We start from the raw sequence: 26984 nt of genomic DNA, 5'->3' as shown, positions 1-26984 counted from the left end.
GGTGCCGTTTCTAATTTTTCTCCCTATTTTGTGCCAGAGCCCGACACTTACCCGGGCAGTTCCTCAAACCTTCTGCGCGTGAGGTGCACCATGGCCAAAGTTATTTTGAAGAAAAAAATCGACCCGTCGACCGGCACGCTGGGCGACGTCAAATCCTATGCCCGCAAGATCTGGCTGGCAGGCCTGGGTGCCTACGCCAAGGTCGGCCAAGAGGGCAGCGAGTACTTTCAGGAGCTGATCAAGGCTGGTCAGGTTGTTGAAAAGAAAGGCAAAAAAGTAGTCGCTGAGAAGCTTGAAGCGGCCAATGCCGAGATCGATGAAGCCAAGAGTGAAGTCAGCACTTTCAAAGGCAAGGTCGAGGTTCAACTCGACAAGGTCGAGAAGGCGTTCGACACGCGTGTCGCAAGTACCTTGAATCGTATCGGTATTCCGTCTAAACATGACGTTGAGACACTCTCTGCTAAGCTCGATGAGCTGACGGCATTGCTCGAACGTGTCGCGCGTAAATCTTAAGGAGAACGGGATGGCTGTTAAAAAGAAAACCGAAAAAGAAGGCAGCTCGTGGATCGGGAAGGTTGAAGATTACTCCCGAAAAATCTGGCTGGCTGGTTTAGGCGTGTACTCGAAGATCGACACTGACGGCAGCAAACTCTTCGATGCATTGGTTAAGGACGGCGAGAAAGCCGAGAAGCTCACCAAGAGCGCTGTTGGCAAGACTGTCGACGCCGCCAAGGACTCCGCTTCTTCGGCCAAGTCGCGCATCAGCGGCGTGAAAGATCGCGCACTGGGCAAGTGGGATGAGCTGGAAGGTGCTTTCGACAAGCGTCTGAACAGCGCCATTTCGCGTCTGGGCGTACCGAGCCGCAACGAGGTCAAGGCACTGCACAGCAAGGTCGAAACCCTGACCAAGCAAATCGAAAAACTGACCGGTGCCAAGGTTGCGCCTGTTGCGGCGAAAACCGCGGCAGCCAAGCCTGCTGCCAAAACCGCAGCCAAGCCACTGGCAAAAGCAGCGGCTAAACCTGCTGCCAAGCCTGCGGCTAAAACTGCAGCCGCCAAACCGGCCGCAGCCAAACCTGCAGCCAAGCCGGTGGCTGCAAAAGCCGCCGCCAAACCAGCGGCTAAACCGGCCGCCAAGCCTGCAGCGAAAACTGCAGCGGCCAAACCCGCTGCGGCGAAAAAACCAGCGGTGAAAAAGCCTGCAGTTCCAAAGGCCGTCGCGCCAAAACCAGCAGTGGCAGCTGCCAAACCGGCAACGCCGGCAGCTCCGGTCAGCGCTTCGAACTCCGCTACCGCACCGACCCCTGCGGTCACCCCGACTGTCGCGCCAGCTCCATCGACGCCAACCAGTCAGTCCTGATTTTCAGGGCTCAAGAAAACGCCCGGCCTGTGAAGGTCGGGCGTTTTTGTTTGTGTGCGAATCTCTGACCGACACAAGCCCAATGTGGGAGCGAGCTTGCTCGCGATGAGGCCATCACATTCAATATTGATGTTGGCTGATCCGCCGCCATCGCGAGCAAGCTCGCTCCCACAGGTTTGGTGGGTGTCAGGGTTATTCGTGGTCTTCCAGGTACTCCATCGCCATCTGTTCGGTCGCGGCCTTCATCGATGGCAGCAGGTGCGGCGCCACCAGCATCATGATCTGGTAAACCACCAATCGCACTTCGCCCTGACGATCAAGAATCCGCTGATAGTCCAGTGAGAAAAGCAGCGTCATGGTGATCTGCTCCACCAGTTGCCCCAGTGCCTGGGTATCGCTGACCAGCAGCCCTTGCGCCTTCAACCGTGCCAGCAGCGACGCCAGTGTGCGCTTGAGTGCATTGAGCAGGTTGCGAATGCCCTTGGCCAGTTTCGGCAGGCGCCCGGCGAGGTTCGACAGATCCTGGAACAGGAACCGGTAGTGGGACAGGCGTTCGACGATCAGGTGCAGGAACAGCCAGTATTCTTCGGGTGCCAGTTCGGCATCGGCCGGTGGATCGAGCAAGGGGGCCAGTTCGACCTGGAAACGCTCGAACAGCCCGAGAATCAGAGGCTCCTTGCCGTGGAAGTGGTAGTAGAGGTTGCCCGGGCTGATGCCCATCTCATTGGCAACTTCCATGGTGGAGACATTCGGTTCGCCCTTCTGATTGAACAACTGCAGGGCACATTCGAGGATCCGGTCGCGGGTTTTCATCCAGTCTTCTTAATGATCGGGTCTTGCCACGGCCGACAGTGGCCGTGGCTCGTTGAACGTCAGCGCACGCGCACGTAAGTACCGGGTGCTGCCTCCATCGGTGGATAGTTCTGGTTGCCGAGCGCCATGTGGGTTTCCTTCTGCGCGCCGGAGCGTTCCTGAATCCAGCCAAGCCATTGGGTCCACCAACTGCCATCGACACGCTTGGCGTCGTAGTACCAGGCCCGTGGGTCGCTGCTGAATTTGCCGTTCTCGACGTAGTTGGCTTTCGGGTTGCTCGGCGGGTTGAGGATGCTCTGCACATGGCCGCTGTTGGACAGCACGAAGCGCCGCTCGCCACCGAGCAACAGCGTCGAGCGATACACCGCGTCCCACGGCGTGATGTGATCGTTGATGCCGGCGACGCTGAAGCTGTCGACGGTGACCTTCTGCAAGTCGATCGGCGTGCCACACACTTCCAGGCCGCCCGGGTGAGTCAGCGGGTTGTGCTTGAAGAAGTCCAGCAGGTCACCATGCAGGGCGGCCGGCAGGCGCGTGTTGTCGTTGTTCCAGTAGAGAATGTCGAACGCCGGTGGCTCCTTGCCCAACAGGTAGTTGTTGACGAAGTAGCTCCAGATCAAATCGTTCGGGCGCATCCAGGCGAAGACCTTGGCCATGTCACGGCCGTCCAGTACACCTTTCTGATAGGAGCGGCGTTTGGCGGCTTCCAGAGTCTGTTCGTCGGCGAACAGCGTTGCGGGGCTGTCCATCTGGCTGTCGAGCAGGCTCACCAGGTAAGTTGCGCTGGACACCCTGCGCAGCTGCCGTTTGGCCTGCAGGTGTCCTTGCAGCGCGGCAATGGTCAGACCGCCGGCGCAAGCGCCCATCAGGTTGACCTCCCGTGCGCCCGTGATCGCCCGGCAGACATTCATGGCCTCTTCTACCGCTTCCACGTAGGTCGAGAGCCCCCATTCGCGGTGACGCACATCCGGGTTGCGCCAGCTGATCATGAAGGTTTGCAGGCCGTTTTTCAGCGCGTACTGGACGAAGCTGTTGTGGGGACTCAGGTCGAAAATGTAGTACTTGTTGATTTGCGGCGGCACCACCAGCAGGGGCTTGGAATACTGCTTTTCGCTCATCGGTTTGTACTGGATCAACTCCAGCAGTTCGTTGCGAAACACCACGGCTCCGGTGGAGGTGGCGACCGTCTTGCCAACCTCGAATGCTTGCTTGGTGACTTGCCGGGGCAGGCCGTCGTTGTGCAGCAGATCGTCCACCAAATGGCTGATGCCACGCACCAGGCTGTTACCGCCGGAATTGAAGAGCTCCTTGACCGCCAGTGGATTGAGCAGGGTGTTGGAGGGTGATACGGCGTCGTTGAGCAAGGTGAACGCAAAGTGGGCACGGGCGCGGTCGTCCGGGCTCATGTCGCTCTCGTCGATCCAGCTCTTGACCTGTTTCTGCCAGCTAAGATAGGCCTGCAGGCTGCGCCGATAAAACGGGTTGAGGCTCCATGCCGGATCGGTGAAACGGGTGTCCTGCGGGTTGGTCGGGTGCAGGGTTTCGCCCAGCAGCACACGACCAAGCTGGCCGCCGAGTTTGAGGGCATGTCGGGCACTGTGCACCGGATTGCGCAAGCCATGGGCGGCCACACTACGCAGGGTCGATAACAGATCCCGACCGCGCAGGCCGGTAATCGCACTCTGTGCATTGATGAACGCGGCGGGAGTCGGTAAGGAATCCCTCGCTGGTTTCTCGCGCATGAGTCAACACTCCTTCGTCTTCAGGCTAAAAACAAACACACCGAACCAGAACACCATAGACGCTGTAACGGGTTGTTGCGCGGCGTGGCGTCCTGCCGGCCGCTGATGCAGCGGTTTAGCTGCCCAATGGCGCCGGACGCGGATGCATCACCGCGCGCTGGCGCTCCTCTTCCAGGAATTTCATGATGATCGGGGCCACCGCTTCGGCCCGGGTAATCAGGAACAAATGCCCGTCATCGATGATGTGCAACTGGGCGTTGGGGATCCGCCAGGCCAGCAAGCGCATGTTGACCAACGGGATCAGCGGGTCATCGTCGCCGGCCAGTACCAGGGTCGGCTGGCGGATCTTGTGCAACCAGTGGATGCTGGTCCAGCCGAGGCCGGCGAACAGCTGCCAGTAGTATCCGAGCTTGCCCGCTGAACGCACCTTGGCCGCATGGCTCGCGGCCAGCGTCGGGTCGCGACGGAAAGCGCCGCCGTAGATCATCGGCGCAATGCGGATCACGTGGGACGGTTGGATGTAGCGTCGCGGGCTGGCCATCATCCACAGCACTTTCGGCTTGCCCGGTACCATCACCGCACCCGCCGCCGTTGCCGCCAGCACGAGTTTCTTGCAGCGCTCCGGATAGTCGTAGGCGAACTGTTGGGCCAGGGCGCCCCCCCAGGACACGCCGATGACGTTGACCTGCCCGTAGTCGAGATAGTCGAGCATCCGCGCCGTGAGCTTCGCAAGGCTCGGAAAACGGTACGGCCGGTTTGGTGTCGACGAACCGCCGACGCCGGGTACGTCGAAGGCGATGACTTCCAGGTCCGGGTCCAGTGCCGCGATGAACGGGAACACCAGCTCCAGGTTGGCGCCGATGCCGTTGAATATCAGCAGGGGCGTCAAGTGAGGCTTGCCGGGGCGTACCGCCGTGCGGAGTGTCTGGCCATCCAGATCGACGGTACGGAATATGAAGGGTTGCGGCATGCTTCTGGCCCTGTGGGTCGCTTTCTCAAATTCTTCCTCGACCCCTTTGTGGGAGCGAGCTTGCTCGCGATAGCGGAGTGTCAGTCAGCGCATATGCCAAACCTGCCACCGTCATCGCGAGCAAGCTCGCTCCCACAGGGAAGTCGAGGTGTGTCAGTTACCGCTCATGCACATAGGTGCCTGGCGCGGCTTCACCCGCGGGATAGGCCTTGTTGCCCAATTTCAGCGGAGCTTTTTTCAGGTTGCCCGAACGCTGTGCCTGCCACGCCTGCCAGTGCAGCCACCAGGAGTCGGCGTGCTTGGTCGACTCTTCCTGCCAGTCATCGGCATTGGCGGGCATTTCAGTGCTGGTCATGTAGCGCGATTTCGGATTGCCCGGCGGGTTCAGAATGCTCTGGATGTGTCCGCTGCTGGACAGCACGAATTCAACGTTGCCGCCGAACAGTTGCGCCGACTTGTAGCAGGAGCGCCACGGGGTAATGTGGTCGCTGGTGCCGGCCAGCGAGAAGATGTCGGCGGTGACCTTCTTCAGATCGATCGGCGTACCGCACACTTCCAGTGCATCGGCACGGGTCAACGGGTTACTTTTGAACATCTCGATCAGGTCGCCATGGAACGCGGCGGGCAACCGGGTGGTGTCGTTGTTCCAGAACAGAATGTCGAATACCGGCGGCTCGTTGCCCAACAGGTAGTTGTTGACCCAGTAGTTCCAGATCAGGTCGTTGGGGCGCATCCAGGCGAAGACTTTCGCCATGTCGCGGCCTTCGAGTACACCGGCCTGGTACGACTGGCGCTTGGCGGCTTCCAGGGTTTGCTCGTCGACGAACAGGGCCACGTCGCTGTCCAGGGTGGTGTCGAGCACGCTGACCAGCAGGGTCAGGGCGTTGACCTTGTTCTCGCCGATTGCCGCGTAGTGGCCCAGCAGCGCGGTGCAGGTGATGCCGCCGGAGCAGGCACCGAGCATGTTCACGTCTTTGCTGCCGGTGATGGCGGTGACCACATCAACCGCTTCTTTGAGCGCTTCGATGTAGGTCGACAGGCCCCACTCGCGCTGCTCCTTGGTCGGGTTGCGCCAGCTGACGATGAAGGTCTGCATGTTGTTGCGCAGGCAGAACCGCGCCAGGCTCTTTTCCGGGCTCAGGTCGAAAACGTAGAACTTGTTGATCTGCGGCGGTACCACCAGCAGTGGGCGCTCATGCACCTGCTCGGTGATCGGCTTGTACTGGATCAGCTCCAGCACGTCGTTGCGAAAGACCACCGCGCCCTCGGTCACACCAAGGGTCTTGCCGACCTCGAATGCACCCATGTTGACCTGGCTCGGCATGCCGCCGTTATGCACCAGGTCCTTGGCCAGGTGCGAGAGGCCGTCGAGCAGGCTCTTGCCACCGGTTTCGAAGAAGCGCTTGACCGCTGCCGGGTTGGCCGCCGTGTTGGTCGGGGCGAAGGCCTCGGTCATGAGGTTGATCACGAAGTGCCCGCGGCTGACGTCCTTGGCCGGCAGGTTGCTGTCGTCGATCCAGTCGTGGAGTTCCTTGCGCCACGCCAGGTAGGTTTGCAGATAACGTTTGTAGAGCGGGTTCTGGCTCCAGGCCGGATCCGCGAAACGACGGTCATCGCTGGTCGGCAGCAGCTCGGATTTGCCGAGCAGCACGTTCTTGAGTTCAAGGCCGAAATGAGCGACATGCCTGGCGCTGTGAATCGGTTGCTTGATGGCCTGCCTGAGCACCATTCGAGCAGAAGCCAGTAGATCCTTTCCACGCAGTCCAACGACAGGATTCAGCCCCAAGGTGTTTTCCGAGGCTTGACTCTTCAAGTCATCGTTATTCTTGTTACTCATCTACGACGCTCCATTGTCCTGAGACGAGTACCGGGTCCTGCTGTGTAGTCACACAGCCAATGCCAGGTACTACTGCTCGGGGTGACCGTTAATACTGCATCGCTGCCTTTTTAATGCAGAGAGCACTGCAGGGAACTTGCCAGTTCCATTGGTTACCCGAGTTTAATTTTTTTCGCAAGCAGGCCAATCGGCGGCCCTGGAGCGGAGCATTCAAACAGATGAAATTAGAAAATGCCCTCTAAAGAGCAAGAGGCTCGGATTAGAGCATCAGCCTGACGACGGATTCGTTCGGATCGCGGGTTTTTCCGGCGGCTTTGAGCTCGGCCAGATAATCTTCCCAGAGTGCGTCATAACGTCGCCCCAGCTCGTACAGATATTCCCAGGTGAACAAGCCGCTGTCGTGGCCGTCATCGAAGGTCAATTTCAGTGCGTACTGACCGGCGGGTTCTACCTTGCTCAGTCCTACGTTGATCTTGCCAAATTGCAGGATGGGTTTGCCGTGGCCCTGGACCTCGGCGGAAGGAGAGTGCACGCGCAAGAACTCGGCGGGCAGGGTGTACTCCTCGCCGGACGCGTATTTGAGCGTCAGGGTTTTCGAGGCTTTGTGCAGCTTGATGTCGGTGGGGATCATGGCCAGATGTCCGTCTTGTGCAGAACCTTGTGGGAGCGAGCCTGTGGCGAGGGGGCTTGCCCCCGTTCGACTGCGAAGCAGTCGTAAAACCGATCACCGCATTCTGATTCAGGATCGCGGTGGCTGGTTTTAGGTGCGCTTCGCGCCCCAACGGGGGCAAGCCCCCTCGCCACAGGCTCGCTCCCACAGGATCTCTATCGCTGTAAGTATGGCTTACAGGATATAACGGGAAAGGTCTTCGTTCTGTGCCAATTCACCCAGGTGGCTGTTGACGTAGTCGGCGTCGATCTGGATCACCTTGTCGTCATGGGCGCTGGCCAGGTCGCCGGCGCTGAACGACACCTCTTCGAGCAGGCGCTCGAGCAGGGTGTGCAGGCGACGGGCACCGATGTTTTCGGTTTTCTCGTTGACCTGCCAGGCGATCTCCGCGATGCGCTTGATGCCGCTCGGCTGGAACTCGATGCCCAGGCCTTCGGTTTTCAGCAGAGCGCAGTATTGCTCGGTGAGCGAGGCGTGAGGCTCGCTGAGGATGCGTTCGAAATCCTCAGGGGTCAGGGCCTTGAGTTCGACACGGATCGGCAGACGGCCTTGTAGCTCTGGCACCAGGTCGCTCGGCTTGCTCAGGTGGAACGCACCCGAAGCAATGAACAGGATGTGGTCGGTCTTGACCATGCCCAGCTTGGTGTTGACGGTGCAGCCTTCGATCAGCGGCAGCAGGTCGCGCTGCACGCCTTCGCGGGACACATCGACGCCGCCGGAGTTGCCACGCTTGGCGACCTTGTCGATTTCGTCGATGAACACGATGCCGTGCTGCTCGACCGCTTCCAGGGCCTTGGCCTTCAACTCTTCATCGTTGACCAGGCGACCGGCTTCTTCGTCGCGCACCAGCTTGAGCGCTTCCTTGACCTTGAGCTTGCGGGCTTTCTTCTTGCCCTTGCCCATGTTGGCAAACAGGCTTTGCAACTGGTTGGTCATTTCTTCCATGCCCGGTGGCGCGGAGATATCGACGCCGGTCATTTCGGCGACCTCGATTTCGATCTCCTTGTCATCCAGCTGACCTTCACGCAGGCGCTTGCGGAACAGTTGACGGGTGTTGGAGTCGGCAGTCGGGGCGTCGTCGCTGCTGAAGCCCATGCGCGCCGGTGGCAGCAATGCATCGAGGATGCGCTCTTCGGCGGCGTCTTCGGCGCGGTGGCGAACCTTGACGATTTCCTGTTCGCGCAGCAGCTTGATCGCGGCATCGGCCAGGTCACGAATGATCGATTCGACGTCGCGGCCGACATAGCCGACTTCAGTGAACTTGGTCGCTTCGACCTTGATGAACGGCGCATTGGCAAGTTTGGCCAGGCGACGGGCGATCTCGGTTTTACCGACACCGGTCGGGCCAATCATCAGGATGTTCTTTGGCGTTACTTCAACGCGCAGCTCTTCGGGCAGTTGCATGCGGCGCCAGCGGTTGCGCAGGGCAATGGCGACGGCGCGCTTGGCATCGTCCTGGCCGATGATGTGGCGGTTGAGTTCGTGGACGATTTCACGGGGAGTCATGGACATAATATTCAGTGGACCTCAAGCAAGAATGAGCCGTGGTGCGATGGCTGCACGGGCTTACTCGGCGCAGTCCTGCTCCTCAATGGTCTGGGTGTGGTTGGTGAATACACAGATGTCGCCGGCGATACCGAGGGCGGTTTCGACGATTTCCCGGGCTGACAGGTCGGTCTTTTTCAGCAGCGCGCTGGCCGCGGCCTGGGCGTAGGCGCCACCGGAACCCATGGCGATCAGGCCGTCTTCGGGCTCAACCACATCGCCGTTGCCGGTGATGATCAGGGAGGCGTCCTTGTTGGCGACCGCGAGCATGGCTTCAAGGCGGCTCAGGGAACGGTCGGTGCGCCATTCTTTGGCGAGTTCGACGGCGGCGCGCACCAGGTGACCCTGGTGTTTTTCAAGCTGGCCTTCGAAGCGTTCGAAGAGGGTAAAGGCGTCAGCGGTGGCACCGGCAAAACCGGCGATGACCTGACCGTGGTACAGGCGGCGAACTTTTTTCGCGTTGCCTTTCATCACGGTATTACCAAGGGAAACCTGGCCGTCGCCGCCCATGACGACTTTGCCGTGGCGGCGAACTGAAACGATGGTGGTCAAGGGAAGAGTCTCCACGCAGCGGGGCGAAAATGCCTTATGCCCATTCATATGGGGGTGGTGGAGAGGATTTCAACTGAAGGAAGCGGCGGGGGACGAATGGCGTGCAATAACTGTGGCGAGGGGGCTCGCCCCCGTTCGGTCGCGCAGCGGCCGTAAAACCGGTATCCCGGATTTGTCTGAAGCAACGTGGTGTCCGGGTTTGGGGGCGCTTCGCACCCCAGCGGGGGCAAGCCCCCTCGCCACAGGGGTTGTGGGCGACCTCAAGCAAGGTGCCCACGGGGAGGAATCAGCGGCTCTGGCGTTGTTGTAACAACAAATTGCTGAAGCCTGCGCCCGCCAATTGTTTCTGCGCGGTGGTCAGTTGCTCGCGGTTGCTGAACGGACCGACCAGAACCCGATACCAGGTTTCGTCTTTCACCGTGCCGGACTCAACCGCCACGGCCTGGCCCAGCAGGATGATCTGCGCCCGCACCTTGTCCGCATCAGTCTCTTTGCGGAACGAGCCAGCCTGCAGGAAAAACTTCGTCACAGGCGCAGCCTTGACCGGTGGTGCAGGAGGCGGAGTAATCCCGGCCAAGGCAGCCTGGGCCCGTGCGGTGTCGATCTTCGCCGCTTCGGCCGGGGTGACCGGCGTGGTCGGGATGGCCGGCACTTGCGGCGTCGGCAGGGTTTTTTCCGGCACGGCATCCGGCGGCACGATGACTTCCGATTCCGGCAGCAAGGTGTAGAAGTCGTACTTCGGCTTCACCGGTTGCGTCGGGCTCGGCGGGGTCTTGTTGGCCTCGGCGATCTTGCTGGCTTTCTGCTGTTGCTCGACCTTTTCACGCTTGACCGTGTCGCTGCCCTTGCCCGGCTCCAGTTTCATCAAGAACACAAGGAACGCACCGACCGTGAGGCCGATGACCATCCACAACCAACCCGGAATCGGTTGCTTTGCAGGAGCTTGGTAACGGCTGGCGCCACGCTTGGGTGCAGGTTTTTTCTTGGCAGCCAACTTACATACGCTCCAGAGTTTCCAGGCCCAAGAGTTCCAGGCCTTGCTTGAGGGTGCGTCCGGTCAGCGCGGCGAGGCGCAGGCGGCTCTGCATTTGTGCCGGGGTATCGGCGGCGAGGATCGGGCAGTTCTCGTAGAAGCTGGAGAACAGGCCGGCGACGTCGTACAGGTAAGTGCAAAGGATGTGCGGGGTGCCTTTTTCGGACACGTTGTTCAGGATTTCGCCAAACTGCGCGAGCTTCGCCGCCAGTTCATGTTCGTGCGCCGCTTCGAGGACGATCTGGCCGTCGACTTCACTGAAGTCCTTGCCGAGCTTGCGGAACACGCCGGCCACGCGGGTGTAGGCGTACAGCAGGTACGGTGCGGTGTTGCCTTCGAAGTTGAGCATCAGGTCGAAGTTGAAGCTGTAGTCACTGGTGCGATGCTTGGACAGGTCGGCGTACTTCACTGCGCCGATGCCCACCACCTTGGCGATGTTGCGCAACTCGGCTTCGGCAAGTTCCGGGTTCTTGTCCTTGACCAGGGTGTAGGCGCGCTCCTGGGCTTCGGTCAGCAGGTCGATCAGCTTCACGGTGCCGCCATCACGGGTTTTGAACGGACGACCGTCCGCGCCGTTCATGGTGCCGAAGCCCATGTGTTCCATTTCCATCGGATGGGTCACGAAACCGGCCTTGCGCGCCACGGCGAACACTTGCTGGAAGTGCAGGGCCTGACGCTGGTCGACGAAGTACAGCGCACGATCGGCCTTGAGCTTGCCGCTGCGGTAGCGCACGGCCGCCAGGTCGGTGGTGGCGTAGAGGTAGCCGCCGTCAGCCTTGACGATGATCACCGGCAGCGGGTCGCCGTCGGCGTTCTTGAACTCGTCGAGGAACACGCACTGGGCGCCGTTGCTCTCGACCAGCATGCCTGCGGCCTTCAAGTCGTTGACCACGTTGATCAGGTCGTCGTTGTAGGCGCTTTCGCCCATCACGTCGGCCATGGTCAGTTTAACGTTGAGCAGTTCGTAGATCTTCTGGCAGTGGGACAGCGAGATGTCCTTGAACTTGGTCCACAGGGCCAGGCAATCGGCGTCGCCGGCCTGCAACTTGACCACCAGGCCACGGGCACGGTCGGCGAACTCTTCGGATTCGTCGAAGCGTTGCTTGGCGGCGCGGTAGAAGTTCTCCAGGTCCGACAGCTCGTCGCTGGTGATCGGGTTTTCCTGCAGGTAAGCCATCAGCATGCCGAACTGGGTGCCCCAGTCGCCGACGTGGTTCTGACGGATCACGGTGTCGCCGAGGAACTCCAGCACGCGGGCCACGCCGTCGCCGATGATGGTCGAGCGCAGGTGACCGACGTGCATCTCCTTGGCCAGGTTCGGTGCCGACAGGTCGACCACGGTGCGCTGCACCGGGCCGGCCTTGCGTACGCCGATGTGGGTGTCGGCCAGGGCCGCGTCCAGGCGCGAGGCCAGGGCGTCGGTGTTCTGGAAGAAGTTCAGGAAGCCCGGGCCGGCGATTTCGGTCTTGGCGACATTTTCGTCAGCCGGCAGGGCGGCGATGATTTTTTCCGCCAGGTCGCGGGGCTTCATGCCGGCGGGCTTGGCCAGCATCATGGCGATGTTGCTGGCGAAATCGCCGTTCTTCTTGTCGCGGGAGTTTTCCACCTGGATCGCCGGCGACAGGCCTTCAGGCAACACACCTTCGTTGACGAGTTGGGTGATGGCTTGTTGGATCAGCTGGCGAATGGTGTCTTTCATGGTCTTCTCTTTCGACCGCAGGCGCGGCGGCGCATCATGCGCTGGTGGAAAAACTGGGCATTATCCGTTGCGAAGACGGGCTTGCCAACCTTAGCAGGCAGGATGTGGATGTGTGGTGACAATTAGGGCCCCATCGCGAGCAAGCTCGCTCCCACAGGTTTTGAGGTGGATACAAAATTTAGTTCCACCCGAGAACCACTGTGGGAGCGGGCTTGCTCGCGAAAGCGATCTCAAAATCAATATAGATCTACGGGGTCGACATCCAAGGACCAACGCACCGCCCGCCCGCTCGGCATCTGCTCCAGCACCAGCAACCAACTGGCCAGCAATCGATGCAAGGGTGCTCGCGCCGTAGCCTGTACCAACAGTTGCGCACGGTAACGCCCGGCCCGGCGCTCCATCGGTGCCGGGACCGGTCCCAATAACTCGATCCCGGTCAGATTCTGCTCGGCCAGCAAACGCTCCGCCTCGCTGCAAGCCTCATCCAGGAAGCCTTCGGCCTGACCCGGTTTATGCGCCTCGGCCCGCAGCAGCGCCAGGTGCGCAAACGGCGGCAGACCGGCCGCGCGGCGTTCGCTCAAGGCCTGTTCGGCAAAGGCGAAATAGCCTTGCTCGGTCAATTGCACCAGCAACGGATGGTCGGCCAGGTGCGTCTGGATAATCACCTTGCCCGGCTCTTCGGCGCGACCTGCGCGGCCGGCGACCTGCACGATCAATTGAGCCATGCGCTCGCTGGCGCGGAAGTCGCCGGAGAACAGGCCGCCGTCGGCGTCGAGGATCGACACCAGCGTCACCCGTGGAAAGTGGTGACCTTTGGCAAGCATCTGCGTGCCGATCAGGATGCACGGCTGGCCTTTTTGAATGGTCGCGAACAACTGGTTCATCGCATCCTTGCGCGATGTGCTGTCGCGGTCGACCCGCAGCACCGGATAGTCCGGGAACAGAATCGCCAGGCGCTCCTCGGCCCGTTCGGTACCGGCGCCAACGGGGCGCAGATCGACCTTGTTGCACTTCGGGCACTGGCGCGGCACACGTTCGACGTAGCCGCAATGGTGGCAGCGCAACTCTCCGTAACGCTGGTGCACGGTCATTCGCGCATCACAGCGCTGGCACTCGGACATCCAGCCACAGTCATGACACAGCAGGGTCGGGGCGAAGCCGCGGCGGTTGAGGAACACCAGGACTTGCTGTCCGGCGGCCAGAGTCTGGCCGATGGCTTGTTGCATCGGCCCGGAAATGCCGCTGTCCAGCGGGCGGCTTTTCACGTCCAGACGCAGAAAGCGCGGCTGTTTGGCGCCGCCGGCTCGCTCGTTCAAGCGCAGCAGCCCGTAGCGGCCGGTGTAGGCGTTGTGCAGGCTTTCCAGCGAAGGGGTGGCGGAGCCGAGGACAATCGGAATGTTTTCCTGTCGCGCCCGCACCAATGCCAGATCGCGGGCGTGGTAGCGCAAACCTTCCTGCTGTTTATAGGAGCCGTCGTGCTCTTCGTCGATGATGATCAGACCGGGGTTCTTCATCGGAGTGAACAGGGCCGAGCGGGTGCCGATAATGATGTCGGCCTCACCGTCCCGCGCGGCCAGCCAGGCCTCGAGGCGTTCGCGGTCATTGACCGCCGAATGGATCAGCGCGATACGGGCATTGAAACGCTGTTCGAAGCGCGCCAGGGTCTGCGGGCCGAGGTTGATTTCCGGGATCAGTACCAGCGCCTGCTTACCGGCCTCGAGGGTTTCGCGGATCAACTGCAGATAGACTTCGGTCTTGCCGCTGCCGGTGACGCCGGCCAGCAGGAACGCGTGATAACTGTCGAAGCCGGCGCGAATCGCCTCATAGGCGGCGCGCTGCTCCGGGTTTAGGGGGAGTTCCGGTTGCGCCAGCCAGTGTTCGTGGCGTGCGCCCGGGGCGTGCCGGCGGATCTCGACCTGCACCAGGTCCTTGGCCAGCAGCAAATCCAGGCTGTCCTTGCTCAGCATCAGTTTGCTCAGCAATTGATGGGCGACGCCATGGGGATGTTGGGCCAGCGTGGCCAGGGCTTCACGCTGGCGCGGGGCGCGGGCGATGCGCGGATCGTCGAGGCTGGCCCCCGGCGCGGCGGACCAGAAGCGCTCCTGGCGTGCTTCGGCTAATTCACCCTGGCGCAGCAAAACCGGCAGCGCCCAGCTCAAGGTGTCGCCGAGGCTGTGCTGGTAATACTGGGACGTCCACAGGCACAGCTTGAACAGCGCGGGTGGCAGCGGTGGCGTAGCGTCGAGCAGGGCCAGGGCCGGCTTGAGTTTCTCGACCGGCACTTCGCTGGTGTCGGTGACTTCCACCAGAATACCGATCATCTCCCGTCGGCCGAACGGTACCCGCAGGCGCATGCCGGGGTGCAACTGGGCGCGCAGGACGCCGGCCGGAGCGCGGTAGTCGAACAGGCGGCGCAGCGGCGAAGGCAGGGCGAGGCGCAAAATGGCGTCGGGCACGCGGGGGATCTCGATCAGCGGAAGATAAAAGCGGGGTTGCATGTCCCCCTGTGGGAGCGAGCTTGCTCGCGATAGCGCCGTGTCAGGCAACGCATATGCCGAATGACACACCCTCATCGCGAGCAAGCTCGCCCCCACAGGGATCGCGTATTGGGCCGGGAGCCTAGCAGACGGTCGGTCTCAGGGACAGCTTGCGTGATTGGCATTGTCTGGTAGAATCCGCGGCCTAATTACGTGCGGTATTCAACAATAGTGTTGGGTGGCGGCACGCTAGCCTGAGGAAGACACCATGAAAGCTGATATCCATCCAGAATACCCAGCAGTTGCTGTTACCTGCAGCTGCGGCAACAAGTTCGAAACCCGTTCGACCTTCGGCAAAGCCCTGGCGATCGACGTTTGCAACGAATGCCACCCGTTCTACACCGGTAAGCAGAAGACTCTGGACACTGGCGGCCGCGTACAGCGCTTCGCCGACCGTTTCGGTGCTTTCGGCGCGAAAAAGGCCTAAGGCCAATCAACTTGGGAAGCCGTTCCGGTTTTTCCATGCTGATGAAAAAGGCGTCCCTCGCGGGCGCCTTTTTTATGTCCGCGATTTGGCTATCCGGCGCCCAGGCGTTTTGCCCGGCACCCAGCGGCCTGGCGCCCGTCGCGGTACAGCGGGTGGTGGACGGCGACACCCTGCGCCTGAGCGATGGCCGCAGTGTGCGCATGATCGGCTTGAACACGCCGGAGCTGGGCAAGAATGGCCGTTCCGACGAACCGTTCGCCGTGGTCGCGCGCAAGCGACTCGAAGCCCTGGTGGCGGCTAGCGACGGGCAGGTTGGTTTGCTGCCTGGCAAAGAAGGCAAGGACCATTACGGCCGCACCCTGGCTCATGTCTACGGTGCCAATGGCGCCAACCTCGAAGCGCAAATGCTCGCCGAAGGCCTGGGTTTTCAGGTGGCCGTGGCGCCGAATGTCGATCTGGTCATCTGTCAGCAAGCTGCAGAAACCAGCGCTCGACAGGCCGGGCTCGGTGTATGGCGCCAGTCGCCTGTACTGAAGGCGGAGCAGATCAGCACTTCCGGTTTCGCCGTGCTCAGCGGTCGTGTGAGCAAGGTTCAACGCAATCGTGGCGGGGTTTGGATCGAGTTACAGGATTCGGTTGTATTGCGCGTTGCACCCAATCTGCTGGGGCGGTTTGATACGGCCTTGCTGGAAAGGCTCGAAGGCAAGCAGATCGAGGCGCGCGGTTGGGTGCTGGATCGTTCGCGACGTGGCGGACTGAAAGAAGGTCAGGCGCGCTGGATGTTGCCCTTGACCGACCCGGCGATGTTTCAAGTCGTGCAGTGATAAAAAATTGTAGACATTTTTTTCGCTGATTGTGAACAGTCTAACCCTTGTCTGCCGTGGCTCTTGGCCCAAAGTCGTAGGGCCGGGCGCTTGACAGGGGTGACCAGTCAGTCTTGTGGGGACTTTGCGAGGCGCGTATCCTCGCTGACCAGTCTGTCCAACAGTAAAAAGCGGAATGCCAAAATGTCTGATCTGAAAACTGCCGCTCTCGAATATCACGCCAATCCTCGTCCAGGGAAGCTGAGTGTCGAGCTCACCAAGGCCACTGCTACCGCTCGCGACCTGTCGCTGGCCTACAGCCCGGGCGTAGCCGAACCAGTACGCGAGATCGCCCGCGATCCTGAACTGGCCTACAAGTACACCGGCAAAGGCAACCTGGTTGCAGTCATTTCCGATGGCACCGCGATTCTCGGTCTGGGTAACCTCGGCCCATTGGCTTCCAAGCCAGTGATGGAAGGCAAGGGCGTACTGTTCAAGCGCTTCGCCGGCATCGACGTTTTCGACATCGAAGTCGACTCCGAAAGCCCGCAAGCCTTCATCGACACCGTCAAGCGCATCTCCATCACCTTCGGTGGCATCAACCTGGAAGACATCAAGGCACCAGAGTGCTTTGAAATCGAGCGCGCTCTGATCGAGCAGTGCGATATTCCGGTATTCCACGATGACCAGCACGGCACCGCTATCGTGACCGCCGCCGGCATGATCAACGCCCTGGAAATCGCTGGCAAAACCCTGCCGGAAGCCAAGATCGTCTGCCTGGGTGCCGGCGCTGCCGCCATCTCCTGCATGAAGTTGCTGGTGAGCATGGGCGCCAACATCGAAAACATCTACATGGTCGACCGCACCGGCGTGATCCACTCCGGCCGTGACGACCTGAACCAGTACAAGGCTGTGTTCGCTCACGCGACCGACAAGCGCACCCTGGCTGACGCCCTGCAAGGCGCCGATGTGTTCGTTGGTCTGTCCGGCCCGAACCTGCTGAGTGCTGAAGGCCTGCTGTCGATGGCGCCTAACCCGATCGTGTTCGCCTGCTCGAACCCTGATCCGGAAATCTCCCCGGAGCTGGCGCACGCTACCCGTAGCGACGTGATCATGGCCACCGGTCGTTCCGACTACCCGAACCAGGTCAACAACGTACTGGGCTTCCCGTTCATCTTCCGCGGTGCCCTGGACGTTCGCGCCAAGCGCATCAACGAAGAAATGAAAGTGGCTGCGGCCAACGCCCTGCGTGAACTGGCCAAGCTGCCGGTACCTCAGGAAGTGTGCGACGCCTACGGCGGCATCAAGCTGGAATTCGGTCGTGAGTACATCATTCCGAAGCCAATGGATGCCCGTCTGATCACCCTGATCTCCGATGCCGTGGCCAAAGCTGCCATCGAGACCGGTGTGGCGACCCTGCCGTATCCGAAGAACTACCCGCTCAAAAGCGTGGATGACGTGTTCAACGGCTAAGCCGTTGTAGCGCTTCAACGAAAAGCCCCGGCTTGTGAGAGTCGGGGCTTTTTTGTGCCTGAAGGTTTTGTGGGGTTTCTGATGGCCTCTTCGCGAGCAAGCCCGCTCCCACATTGGAATGCGTACCCCTGTGGGAGCGAGCTTGCTCGCGATGGCGATATGACAGGAAACCCGGATGCAAAAAAGCCCCGCCTTCTACAGAAGAGCGGGGCTTTATGTTGGTCCTGCAATCAGAACAAATCGATCGGCGCCGCTTCATCCGCCGGCAGCGGGCTGCCAGGTGCCAGACCGTTGCCCAGCTCGTTCCCGGACGGTGGCGTATCTTCGACCTTGAACAGTTCAAAGTAGGCCCCCGGGGTGCCCGGGCTGGCCGCGCGACCGCTGATCGGATCGACTCGCAGACTGAGGATGCCTTCGGGCTCCGGTTGAGTATGCGGTGGTTTGCCTTTGAGCGCGGCGCCCATGTAGTTCATCCAGATCGGCAGCGCGACGGTGCCGCCGAATTCCTTGCGACCCAGGCTTTCCGGTTGATCGAAGCCGGTCCACACGGTCGTCACGTAATCGGCGTTGTAGCCGGAGAACCAGGCGTCCTTGGATTCGTTGGTCGTACCGGTCTTGCCGGCAATGTCAGGGCGGCCCAGGGCGAGCGCGCGGCGACCGGTGCCGAGCTTGATCACATCCTCAAGCATGCTGTTGAGGATGTACGTGGTGCGCCCATCAACGATGCGTTCGGCCACGGCGGGTGCTTGTGGTGTCGGCGTAGTGCCCGGTGCCTCGCCCGGCGTTGCGTTGACCGTGAAGGCTTGGGCGGTTGGCACGGCAATGCCATCGCTGGCCGCGCCGCCCTGAGGCACGCTCGGCGGGTTGGCGACGAACAGTGTGTCGCCGTTGCGGCTTTCGATCTTGTCGATGATGTACGGGGTGATCTTGTAGCCGCCGTTGGCGAAGGCGCTCCAGCCGGTGGCGATTTCCATTGGCGTCAGGGTCGCAGTGCCCAGTGCCAGGGACAGGTTGGGTGGCAGGTCCTGTTTGTTGAAGCCGAAGCGCGTGATGTAGTCGATGGTCTTGCCGACGCCCATCGCTTGCAGCAAGCGGATCGACACCAGGTTGCGCGACTTGTACAGCGCTTCACGCAGGCGAATCGGGCCGAGGAAGGTGTTGGTGTCGTTCTTCGGGCGCCAGACCTTGTCCAGGTACTCGTCGACGAACACGATCGGTGCGTCGTTCACCAGGCTGGAGGCGGTGTAGCCGCTATCCAGTGCGGCGGCGTAGACGAACGGTTTGAAACTCGAGCCCGGCTGGCGCTTGGCCTGCAATGCGCGGTTGTAGTTGCTCTGCTCGAAGGCGAAGCCGCCGACCAGCGAACGAATGGCGCCGTTCTGCGGGTCCAGGGACACCAGAGCGCCCTGGGCCTGCGGGATCTGGCTGAACTTCAGCGAATTGTCCGGCTGACGCTGCACGCGAATCAGATCGCCGACCTGGGCCACGTCCGAGGGTTGTTTCGGGTTGGCGCCCATGCTGTTGGTGTTCAGGAACGGCCGGGCCCACTTCATGGTGTCCCAGTTCACGTGTTCCTGGCCGGTGCGGGTCAGCACCTGCAGGCCGGTCTTGTCGACTTGGGTCACGATGGCCGGTTCCAGGCCGCTGATGATGCGTTGTTTGGTCAGCTCGGTTGCCCAGGCCTCGCGGGTCTTGCCCGGCAGCCGCGACTCTGGCCCGCGATAGCCGTGACGCTGATCGTAGGTCATCAGGCCTTCGTGGACCGCGGTGTTGGCCAGCTCCTGGAGGTCGCTCGGTACCGTGGTCGTGACGCGGAAGCCTTCGGTATACGCGTCGCTACCGTAACGCCCGACCATTTCGGCACGGGCCATTTCGGCGATGTACGGGGCGTTCACTTCCGGGGTCGGCACGTGATAGCTGGCGTTCAGTGGTTCGTTGACTGCAGCGGTGTAGTCGGCTTCGCTGATTTTTCCGAGCTTGTACATGCGCCCCAGGATCCAGTCGCGACGCTCCTTGCTGCGCGCCGGGTTGGCCAGCGGGTTGAAGCGCGACGGCGCCTTGGGCAGGCCGGCGATCATCGCCATCTGCGCCAGGCTGACATCGCGAATCGATTTGCCGTAATAGACCTGCGCCGCCGCCTCGATGCCGTAGGCGCGGTTACCCAGATAGATCTTGTTGACGTACAGCTCGAGGATCTCGTCCTTGGTCAGCTGCTGTTCGATCTGCAGGGCCAGCAGGATCTCGGTGGTCTTGCGTGAAAAGCTGCGTTCGCTGGTCAGGAAGAAGTTCTTCGCCACCTGCATGGTGATCGTGCTGCCGCCGGACTGGATGTGTCCGCTTTTGATCAGTTGGGTCGCGGCACGCATCAGGCTGCTCGGATCGACGCCGTAGTGGTTGGCGAAATTGTCGTCTTCAGCACTTAGTAACGCATTGATGAAATTGGGGGGAATGTCGGCGAAACGGATCGGTGTACGGCGCATTTCGCCAAACTCTGCGATCAACTTGTTATCGCTGCTGTAGACCCGCAAAGGGATCTGCAACTGGATGCTTCTCAGCGCCTCCACGGACGGTAGTCCGGGACTAAGGTAAAGGTACGCCCCGCTCAGACCCAGAAGGAGTCCGCAGAAAACCGCGACGATGGACCAACCGAAAAACTTCAGCAGACGAATCAAGGCTTTTGGATATCCAGGGTAAAAAATGAATTGGGCAACAGGGTTCAGGCTAAACGAGAACGACCCGCGCTTGAGCAAAAGCGGAAAAAAAACGCTGGGCATTATAAGCATTTTTCTGATCGGGAGCGTGGCTGGCGCTGCTGTCAAGACGGGTGGATTGAACGCAATGGACATTGCAGAGTCCGTAACTCACGGAAAGTCATAGGGAATTGGTAGTGCCAGGACTCTTCAACAAAAAATCCAATACGCTGCTGGGAATCGACATCAGTTCCACCTCGGTGAAACTTCTTGAGTTGAGCCGTCAGGGTGAGCGCTATCGGGTCGAGGCCTATGCGGTCGAGCCATTGCCGGTCGGCGCGGTGATCGAAAAGAATATTGCCGAGCTCGAAGGTGTGGGGCTGGCCATCACTCGCGCGCTGGCCAAGGCCAGAACCGCCCTCAAGAACGTGGCCGTGGCCGTGGCGGGCTCAGCGGTGATCACCAAGACCATCGAGATGGATGCCGGTCTTTGCGAAGACGAAATGGAAAGCCAGCTGAAAATCGAGGCTGACCAGTACATTCCTTATCCCCTGGACGAAGTCGCGATCGACTTTGAAGTCCAGGGCACCTCCGGGCGTAATCCCGAGCGCGTCAACGTGCTGCTCGCCGCTTGTCGCAAGGAAAACGTCGAAGTCCGAGAGGCCGCCCTGGCCCTGGCGGGGCTGACCGCCCGCGTGGTCGATGTCGAGGCCTACGCGCTGGAGCGTTCATTCGAACTTCTGGCCAGTCGACTCGCGGTTTCCGAGAAACCTTTGACGGTCGCAGTGGTGGACATCGGCGCCACCATGACCACCCTGAGCGTGCTGCACAACGGGCGGATTATCTACACCCGCGAACAACTGTTCGGCGGTCGGCAACTGACCGAGGAAATCCAGCGTCGCTACGGCCTGACGCTGGAGCAGGCGGGGCTGGCGCAAAAGAAGGGCGGGTTGCCGGATGACTATGCCGCTGAGGTCTTGCAGCCATTTCGAGAGGCGCTGGTGCAGCAGGTGTCGCGCTCGTTGCACTTCTTCCTTGCTTCCGGCCAGTACAGCGCCGTCGACCATGTCCTGCTGGCCGGCGGTACGGCGTCGATCCCGGGGCTGGACCGTTTGATCGAGCAGCAATTGGGCACGCCGACCCAGGTCGCGAACCCGTTTTGCGAAATGACTCTGGGCAGCAAGGTCAATGGCGCTGCCCTGGCGAGTGATGCCCCGGCGTTGATGATCGCCTGCGGTCTGGCCCTCAGGAGCTTCGACTGATGGCACGGATCAACCTTTTACCCTGGCGCGAGGAGCGGCGTGAAGTCCGCCGCAAGCGCTTCCTGCTGATCCTGGTGACGGCAATGGTGGGCGCGATGGGTGCGGTGCTGGTCGCGAACCGGGTCATTAGCGGTGCCATCGACCAGCAAGTCGCCCGTAACGATTACATCGGCAAGCAAGTCGCCGTGGTCGATGATCGAATCAGCCAGATCAATGATCTCAAGGCGCGCCGTCAGCAATTGGTCGAGCGCATGGCTGTCATCCAGGGCCTGCAAGGCAATCGCCAAATCAGCGGGCGAATATTTGACCAGTTGGCGAGAGCCCTGCCCGACGGCGTGTATTTCACCGAAGTGAAAATGACCGCAAAGACCTTGTCCATCACCGGTGCCGCGCAATCCAACAACCGCGTTTCAGAATTGATGCGCAACCTCGAGGCATCAGACTGGTTCGATGCGCCGAGCCTGACCGAAGTCAAGGCCATGGCTGCCGGCCAGTTGGAGCAGGCAAACGTCTTCCAGTTGACCGTCCGCCAGACTCAACCCGCAACACCGGAGGGGGGCAAATGAGTCTGTCCGAATGGTTCGAAGGGCTGCGCAAGATCGACATCAATGATCTGGATACCAGCAACATGGGCGCCTGGCCGCCGGCGATCAAGTGTCTGGTGGCTGCTTTGCTCGTGCTTCTGGTGCTGGCCTTTAGCTATAACTTTTCCACCCGCGACCTTGTGAGCCAGCTCGATCTCAAGCGCGAGGAAGAGTCGACACTCAAGGGGCAGTTCGCCAGCAAGGCCCGCATGGCGGCGAACCTGGATCTCTATACCCGGCAGTTGAAAGAGATGGAGAACACCTTCGTCGTGCTGTTGCGGCAACTGCCCAGCGATACCGAAGTGCCCGGCTTGCTCGAAGACATCACGCGTACGGGCCTCGGCAGTGGCCTGGAGTTCGAAGAGATCAAGTTGCTGCCGGAGGTGGCCCAGCCGTTCTACATCGAACTGCCGATCCAGATCACGGTCACCGGGGATTACCACGACCTGGCCACCTTCGTCAGTGGTGTGGCCGGGTTGCCGCGAATCGTTACCTTGCACGATTTCGATCTTGCTCCTGTCAGCCCTGAGGGTGGTCCGAAACTGCGCTTGACCATCCTCGCCAAGACCTACCGCTACAACGACAAGGGACAGCATCAATGAGCCCGGCACGTAGTTTTTCGGTGGTGGTATTGCTGTCTGCCCTGTCCGGTTGTGGCGGGGGCGATGACTACACCGATCTGGACGCGTACATGAACGAAATGCGCCTGCACGGGCCGGGGAAGATTGAACCAACGCCAGTATTCCAGTCTTACCCTGCATTCACTTACAACGCGGCGAATCTGCGCAGCCCGTTTTCGCCACAGATCAGCACTGATCTGGCGGCCCGGCGGCGGGGTTCGGGTAACGTCAAACCCGACCCGGGTCGGGTCAAGCAATACCTCGAAGGCTTCAACATCGAGCAGTTTGAAATGGTCGGCACCCTTTCCAATGCAACGGGCTCCTATGCCCTGCTGCGCGGGGCGGGTGGGGTGCACCGGCTGAAAGTCGGCGATTACCTGGGGCGTAACCACGGACGGATCGTTGCGATCAGTGGCTCTCAAGTCGATATGGTTGAAATTGTCTCTGATGGTCAGGGTGCGTGGCTGGAGCGTCCCCGGACCATCCCTTTGAAAGAGCACTCATAGTGGAACTCCAATAATGAACAGGATTCTTTCCACCGTCGGCCTTTCGCTATGGATAGCGTTGTTGTCGCCGATGGTACAAGCGGCCAATCTCAAGGCGCTGGATGTCGCAGCGCTGCCGGGTGACCGTGTCGAGTTGAAGTTGTCGTTCGATGCGCCGCCCCCGGTGCCCCACGGCTACACGACGGATTCGCCAGCCCGGATTGCCCTGGATTTGCCGGGTGTCGCCAGTCAGCTGGCGAGCAAGACTCACGATCTGGGCAGTGGAAATGCCCGAAGTGCGACGGTGGTGGAAGCCCGGGACCGTACGCGATTGATCATCAACCTGACCCAGCCTGCCCCGTACGACTCGCGAATAGAAGGTAACAATCTGCTGGTTGTAGTCGGGCAGGGAGTCAAACCGTCGACATCCAGGCCAGCGGCCGCAGCAACGCCGGTTCCGGCACGAGCCGTCGCGACGGCGGGCAAGGCCATTCGGGGTGTGGATTTCCAGAGGGGGACCCAGGGCGAAGGCAACGTGGTGATCGACTTGTCGGATCCATCGATTGCGCCCGACATACAAGAGCGCGAAGGCAGGATCATCGTCGGATTTGCCAAGACCTTATTGCCCGAGCGATTGCGCGTGCGCCTGGACGTGAAGGATTTCGCCACGCCCGTGCAGTTCGTCAATGCCAGCGCGAGCGGCGATCGAGCCACCATCAGCATTGAGCCCGGCGGCACGTTCGATTACTCGACCTATCAGACTGACAATAAGCTCACGGTCAGCGTTCGCCCGGCGACGGTCGACGAACTGCAAAAACGCAATGCCGGGCAACAGGCCTACAGCGGCGAGAAGCTATCGCTGAACTTCCAGGACATCGATGTGCGCTCGGTGCTGCAACTGATCGCCGATTTCACCAACCTCAATCTGGTGGCCAGCGACACGGTCCAGGGGGGAATTACCCTGCGCTTGCAGAACGTGCCGTGGGATCAGGCGCTGGATCTGGTGCTGAAAACCAAGGGGCTGGACAAGCGCAAGGTCGGCAATGTCCTGCTGGTTGCGCCGGCCGATGAAATTGCTGCCCGTGAGCGTCAGGAGCTCGAATCGCAGAAGCAGATTGCCGATCTGGCACCGTTGCGTCGGGAGCTGTTGCAGGTCAATTACGCCAAGGCGGCGGATATCGCCAAGCTCTTCCAGTCGGTGACCAGTGCCGAAGCGAAACCCGACGAACGGGGATCAATCACCGTCGATGAACGCACCAACAACATCATTGCCTACCAGACCCAGGACCGGCTGGATGAGCTGCGCAGGATCGTCACGCAGCTGGATATTCCTGTGCGTCAGGTGATGATCGAGGCGCGCATTGTCGAAGCCAACGTCGACTATGACAAAAGCCTCGGGGTGCGTTGGGGTGGTTCGATACAGAACAAGGGCAACTGGAACACCTCCGGTGTCAGCAATGGACTCAATGGGTCATCGACCATTGGCACGCCAGGCAGTACCAGCACCAACTCACCGTTCGTCGACATGGGCGTAGCCAACAACACCTCGGGAATCGGCATCGCCTTCATCACCGATAACGTCTTGCTGGACCTGGAGCTGACGGCTATGGAGAAAACCGGCAACGGGGAAATCGTCTCGCAGCCCAAGGTGGTCACGTCCGACAAGGAAACCGCCAAAATCCTCAAGGGCACGGAAATTCCCTATCAGGAAGCCAGCTCCAGTGGCGCGACTTCGGTGTCGTTCAAGGAGGCTTCGCTGTCGCTGGAAGTGACGCCGCAGATCACGCCCGACAACCGGATCATCATGGAAGTCAAGGTGACCAAGGACGAACCGGACTACCTGAACAAGGTTCAGGATGTACCCCCCATCAAGAAAAACGAAGTCAACGCCAAGGTCCTGGTCAACGATGGCGAGACCATCGTCATTGGTGGTGTTTTCTCAAATACTCAGAGCAAGGTTGTAGATAAGGTGCCATTTCTTGGCGATGTGCCGTATCTTGGCCGCCTTTTCCGGCGTGATGTGGTTTCGGAGAAAAAATCCGAGCTGTTGGTATTCCTCACTCCGCGTATCATGAATAATCGGGCGATTGCTGTGAGTCATTGATTCTGTGCGAAATTTGATTCTTGTTGGACCGATGGGTGCTGGAAAAAGCACCATCGGCCGGTTGCTGGCCAAAGAGCTGCGCCTGCCATTCAAAGATTCCGATAAGGAAATTGAATTGCGCACGGGCGCCAATATCCCTTGGATCTTCGATAAGGAAGGCGAACCGGGTTTTCGTGATCGTGAGCAGGCAATGATTGCCGAGCTGTGCGATTGCGACGGTGTGGTGCTGGCGACAGGCGGGGGCGCGGTCATGCGCGAAGCCAATCGTCGGGCACTGCATGCCGGTGGGCGGGTGGTTTATCTGCATGCGTCAGTCGAGCAGCAGGTCGGCCGCACGTCCCGCGACCGTAATCGGCCATTGCTGCGCACCGCCGATCCGGCCAAGACCCTGCGGGATCTGCTGGCGATCCGCGATCCGCTTTATCGGGAAATTGCCGACCTGGTGGTCGAAACCGATGAGCGACCGCCACGAATGGTCGTACTCGACATTCTAGAGCGTCTGCAGCAGTTGCCACCCCGTTAAAGCGCCGCGCGAAATGCGCTATCCTCGGCGTCCCGCCATGGCCGTTCGAGGTTGTGGCGGATGGCTACCGAACGGCGTCACACCAGCAGAGGCCGTGGATATTCGTTAACTCAAGGCAGTACGCCTGATTCCATCTTCACTGTGGGGACACATGCAGACACTCAAGGTCGATCTAGGCGAGCGCAGCTACCCGATTCATATTGGCGAAGGTTTGTTGGATCAGCCCGAGCTGCTGGCCCCGCACATTCGCGGACGGCAAGTAGCGATCATCTCCAACGAGACTGTTGCGCCGCTCTATCTCGAGCGTCTGACCCGCAGCCTGGCGCAGTTCTCGGTGATTTCCGTGGTACTGCCCGACGGCGAAGCCTTCAAGACCTGGGAAACCCTGCAACTGATTTTCGACGGTCTGCTGACCGCCCGGCATGACCGCCGCACCACGGTGATCGCCCTTGGCGGCGGTGTGATCGGTGACATGGCCGGCTTTGCCGCCGCCTGCTACCAGCGCGGCGTCGATTTCATCCAGGTTCCGACCACGCTGCTGTCGCAAGTCGACTCCTCGGTGGGCGGCAAGACCGGGATCAACCATCCGCTGGGCAAGAACATGGTCGGCGCCTTCTATCAGCCGAACGTGGTGCTGATCGATACCGCCAGCCTCAATACCCTGCCGGCGCGCGAGTTGTCCGCCGGGCTGGCCGAAGTCATCAAGTACGGGCTGATCTGCGATGAGCCGTTCCTGACCTGGCTCGAAGACAACGTCGATCGCCTGCGTAATCTGGACCAGCAAGCCCTGACCTATGCCATCGAGCGTTCCTGTGCGGCCAAGGCGGCAGTGGTCGGTGCCGATGAGAAAGAGACAGGCGTGCGTGCCACCCTGAACCTGGGCCACACTTTTGGCCACGCCATTGAAACCCACATGGGCTATGGTGTGTGGCTTCATGGTGAGGCTGTGGCTGCTGGCAGCGTAATGGCGCTGGAAATGTCCACGCGGCTGGGCTGGATCAGCGAGCAAGAGCGTGATCGCGGCATTCGTCTGTTCCAGCGTGCGGGGCTGCCGGTCGTTCCGCCAGAAGAAATGACAGAAGCCGATTTCCTCGAACATATGTCCATTGACAAAAAAGTGATCGACGGTCGTTTACGCCTGGTGCTGCTGCGCCACATGGGTGAAGCGGTGGTGACCGACGATTATCCGAAAGAGGTTCTACAGGCCACGCTGGGGGCAGACTACCGCGCCCTGGCTCAGCTTAAAGGTTAATAA

The 26984-nt window shown here is 60.7% G+C and carries 23 protein-coding genes; 12 read left to right on the top strand and 11 right to left on the bottom strand.

The features are described from left to right. The first annotated feature begins 90 nt into the window (after nucleotides 1–90). Both KW840_RS12115 and KW840_RS12110 read left to right on the top strand, forming a co-directional pair. Nucleotides 91–513, top strand: a complete 423-nt coding sequence (locus tag KW840_RS12115) for a phasin family protein (protein ID WP_057712367.1) — start codon at nucleotides 91–93, stop codon at nucleotides 511–513. A gap of 10 nt (nucleotides 514–523) precedes the next feature. Beyond that, complete coding sequence (locus tag KW840_RS12110) at nucleotides 524–1360, top strand: phasin family protein (RefSeq protein WP_090452655.1); 837 nt, start codon at nucleotides 524–526, stop codon at nucleotides 1358–1360. 192 nt (nucleotides 1361–1552) lie between these two features. On the opposite strand, the gene KW840_RS12105 is transcribed toward KW840_RS12110, so the two are convergent. The 10 genes from KW840_RS12105 to KW840_RS12060 all read right to left on the bottom strand — a co-directional run bounded on the left by KW840_RS12105 (nucleotide 1553) and on the right by KW840_RS12060 (nucleotide 14677). Next, nucleotides 1553–2173 (bottom strand): TetR/AcrR family transcriptional regulator, encoded by a 621-nt coding sequence (locus KW840_RS12105; protein ID WP_218495254.1) that lies wholly within the window; start codon nucleotides 2171–2173, stop codon nucleotides 1553–1555. Nucleotides 2174–2232: 59 nt separating this feature from the next. Next, entirely contained in the window at nucleotides 2233–3915 is a 1683-nt protein-coding gene (gene phaC, locus KW840_RS12100) for a class II poly(R)-hydroxyalkanoic acid synthase (RefSeq protein WP_090452657.1), read from the bottom strand. Nucleotides 3916–4030: 115 nt separating this feature from the next. Further along, the gene (phaZ, locus tag KW840_RS12095; protein ID WP_057712363.1) at nucleotides 4031–4885 is read right to left on the bottom strand and encodes a poly(3-hydroxyalkanoate) depolymerase; all 855 of its coding nucleotides are present in this window, start codon (nucleotides 4883–4885) and stop codon (nucleotides 4031–4033) included. 157 nt (nucleotides 4886–5042) lie between these two features. Continuing rightward, a complete protein-coding gene (gene phaC / locus KW840_RS12090; RefSeq protein ID WP_057712362.1) occupies nucleotides 5043–6722 on the bottom strand; it encodes a class II poly(R)-hydroxyalkanoic acid synthase in 1680 nt (559 codons plus the stop codon). A 259-nt stretch (nucleotides 6723–6981) separates the two neighbouring features. Next, nucleotides 6982–7353 carry a gamma-butyrobetaine hydroxylase-like domain-containing protein gene (locus KW840_RS12085; RefSeq protein WP_218495253.1) on the bottom strand — a complete coding sequence of 124 codons (372 nt, stop codon included), beginning with the start codon at nucleotides 7351–7353 and terminating at the stop codon, nucleotides 6982–6984. Between the two features lie 213 nt (nucleotides 7354–7566). Continuing rightward, nucleotides 7567–8904: an HslU--HslV peptidase ATPase subunit gene (gene hslU, locus KW840_RS12080; protein ID WP_150811968.1), complete on the bottom strand. Its 1338-nt coding sequence runs from the start codon at nucleotides 8902–8904 to the stop codon at nucleotides 7567–7569. A 54-nt stretch (nucleotides 8905–8958) separates the two neighbouring features. Next, nucleotides 8959–9489, bottom strand: a complete 531-nt coding sequence (gene hslV, locus KW840_RS12075) for an ATP-dependent protease subunit HslV (protein ID WP_007975582.1) — start codon at nucleotides 9487–9489, stop codon at nucleotides 8959–8961. A 286-nt stretch (nucleotides 9490–9775) separates the two neighbouring features. Further along, a complete protein-coding gene (locus KW840_RS12070; protein ID WP_150726570.1) occupies nucleotides 9776–10483 on the bottom strand; it encodes an SPOR domain-containing protein in 708 nt (235 codons plus the stop codon). A gap of 1 nt (nucleotide 10484) precedes the next feature. Beyond that, the gene (argS, locus tag KW840_RS12065; RefSeq protein WP_218495252.1) at nucleotides 10485–12221 is read right to left on the bottom strand and encodes an arginine--tRNA ligase; all 1737 of its coding nucleotides are present in this window, start codon (nucleotides 12219–12221) and stop codon (nucleotides 10485–10487) included. A 236-nt stretch (nucleotides 12222–12457) separates the two neighbouring features. Then, entirely contained in the window at nucleotides 12458–14677 is a 2220-nt protein-coding gene (locus KW840_RS12060) for a primosomal protein N' (RefSeq protein WP_090452665.1), read from the bottom strand. Between the two features lie 289 nt (nucleotides 14678–14966). Between KW840_RS12060 and rpmE the strand changes: the two genes are divergently transcribed. From rpmE to KW840_RS12045, 3 genes are all read left to right on the top strand, one after another. After that, entirely contained in the window at nucleotides 14967–15185 is a 219-nt protein-coding gene (gene rpmE / locus KW840_RS12055; RefSeq protein WP_008047849.1) for a 50S ribosomal protein L31, read from the top strand. 35 nt (nucleotides 15186–15220) lie between these two features. Beyond that, nucleotides 15221–16009 carry a thermonuclease family protein gene (locus tag KW840_RS12050; RefSeq protein WP_218495251.1) on the top strand — a complete coding sequence of 263 codons (789 nt, stop codon included), beginning with the start codon at nucleotides 15221–15223 and terminating at the stop codon, nucleotides 16007–16009. Nucleotides 16010–16192: 183 nt separating this feature from the next. Then, entirely contained in the window at nucleotides 16193–17461 is a 1269-nt protein-coding gene (locus tag KW840_RS12045; protein ID WP_008047852.1) for a malic enzyme-like NAD(P)-binding protein, read from the top strand. 230 nt (nucleotides 17462–17691) lie between these two features. Here the strand turns inward: KW840_RS12045 and KW840_RS12040 are convergent, their stop codons facing one another. Further along, a complete protein-coding gene (locus tag KW840_RS12040; protein ID WP_371318462.1) occupies nucleotides 17692–20130 on the bottom strand; it encodes a penicillin-binding protein 1A in 2439 nt (812 codons plus the stop codon). Nucleotides 20131–20348: 218 nt separating this feature from the next. On the opposite strand from KW840_RS12040, the gene KW840_RS12035 reads away from it, so the two are divergent. The 7 genes from KW840_RS12035 (at nucleotide 20349) to aroB (ending at nucleotide 26981) form a co-directional block, all read left to right on the top strand. Continuing rightward, entirely contained in the window at nucleotides 20349–21413 is a 1065-nt protein-coding gene (locus tag KW840_RS12035; protein ID WP_218495249.1) for a pilus assembly protein PilM, read from the top strand. Next, on the top strand, nucleotides 21413–21979 hold the full coding sequence (locus KW840_RS12030) for a PilN domain-containing protein (RefSeq protein ID WP_218495248.1): 567 nt from the start codon (nucleotides 21413–21415) through the stop codon (nucleotides 21977–21979). The genes KW840_RS12035 and KW840_RS12030 overlap by 1 nt, the downstream gene beginning before the upstream one ends. Then, nucleotides 21976–22599 (top strand): type 4a pilus biogenesis protein PilO, encoded by a 624-nt coding sequence (locus KW840_RS12025; protein WP_218495247.1) that lies wholly within the window; start codon nucleotides 21976–21978, stop codon nucleotides 22597–22599. The genes KW840_RS12030 and KW840_RS12025 overlap by 4 nt, the downstream gene beginning before the upstream one ends. Further along, on the top strand, nucleotides 22596–23123 hold the full coding sequence (locus KW840_RS12020) for a pilus assembly protein PilP (RefSeq protein ID WP_218495246.1): 528 nt from the start codon (nucleotides 22596–22598) through the stop codon (nucleotides 23121–23123). Before KW840_RS12025 ends, KW840_RS12020 begins: the two co-directional genes overlap by 4 nt. 13 nt (nucleotides 23124–23136) lie before the next feature. Continuing rightward, nucleotides 23137–25206 (top strand): type IV pilus secretin PilQ, encoded by a 2070-nt coding sequence (gene pilQ, locus KW840_RS12015; protein WP_218495245.1) that lies wholly within the window; start codon nucleotides 23137–23139, stop codon nucleotides 25204–25206. 4 nt (nucleotides 25207–25210) lie between these two features. Beyond that, entirely contained in the window at nucleotides 25211–25729 is a 519-nt protein-coding gene (gene aroK, locus KW840_RS12010) for a shikimate kinase AroK (RefSeq protein WP_057712350.1), read from the top strand. A gap of 151 nt (nucleotides 25730–25880) precedes the next feature. Beyond that, entirely contained in the window at nucleotides 25881–26981 is a 1101-nt protein-coding gene (gene aroB / locus KW840_RS12005; RefSeq protein WP_218495244.1) for a 3-dehydroquinate synthase, read from the top strand. The last annotated feature ends 3 nt before the right edge of the window (nucleotides 26982–26984 follow it).

Source organism: Pseudomonas sp. PDM30, from assembly GCF_019218985.1.
GTDB lineage: Bacteria > Pseudomonadota > Gammaproteobacteria > Pseudomonadales > Pseudomonadaceae > Aquipseudomonas > Aquipseudomonas jessenii.
The sequence above is the reverse complement of the archived record's forward strand: the minus strand, read 5'-3'. Positions and strand labels throughout refer to the sequence as shown.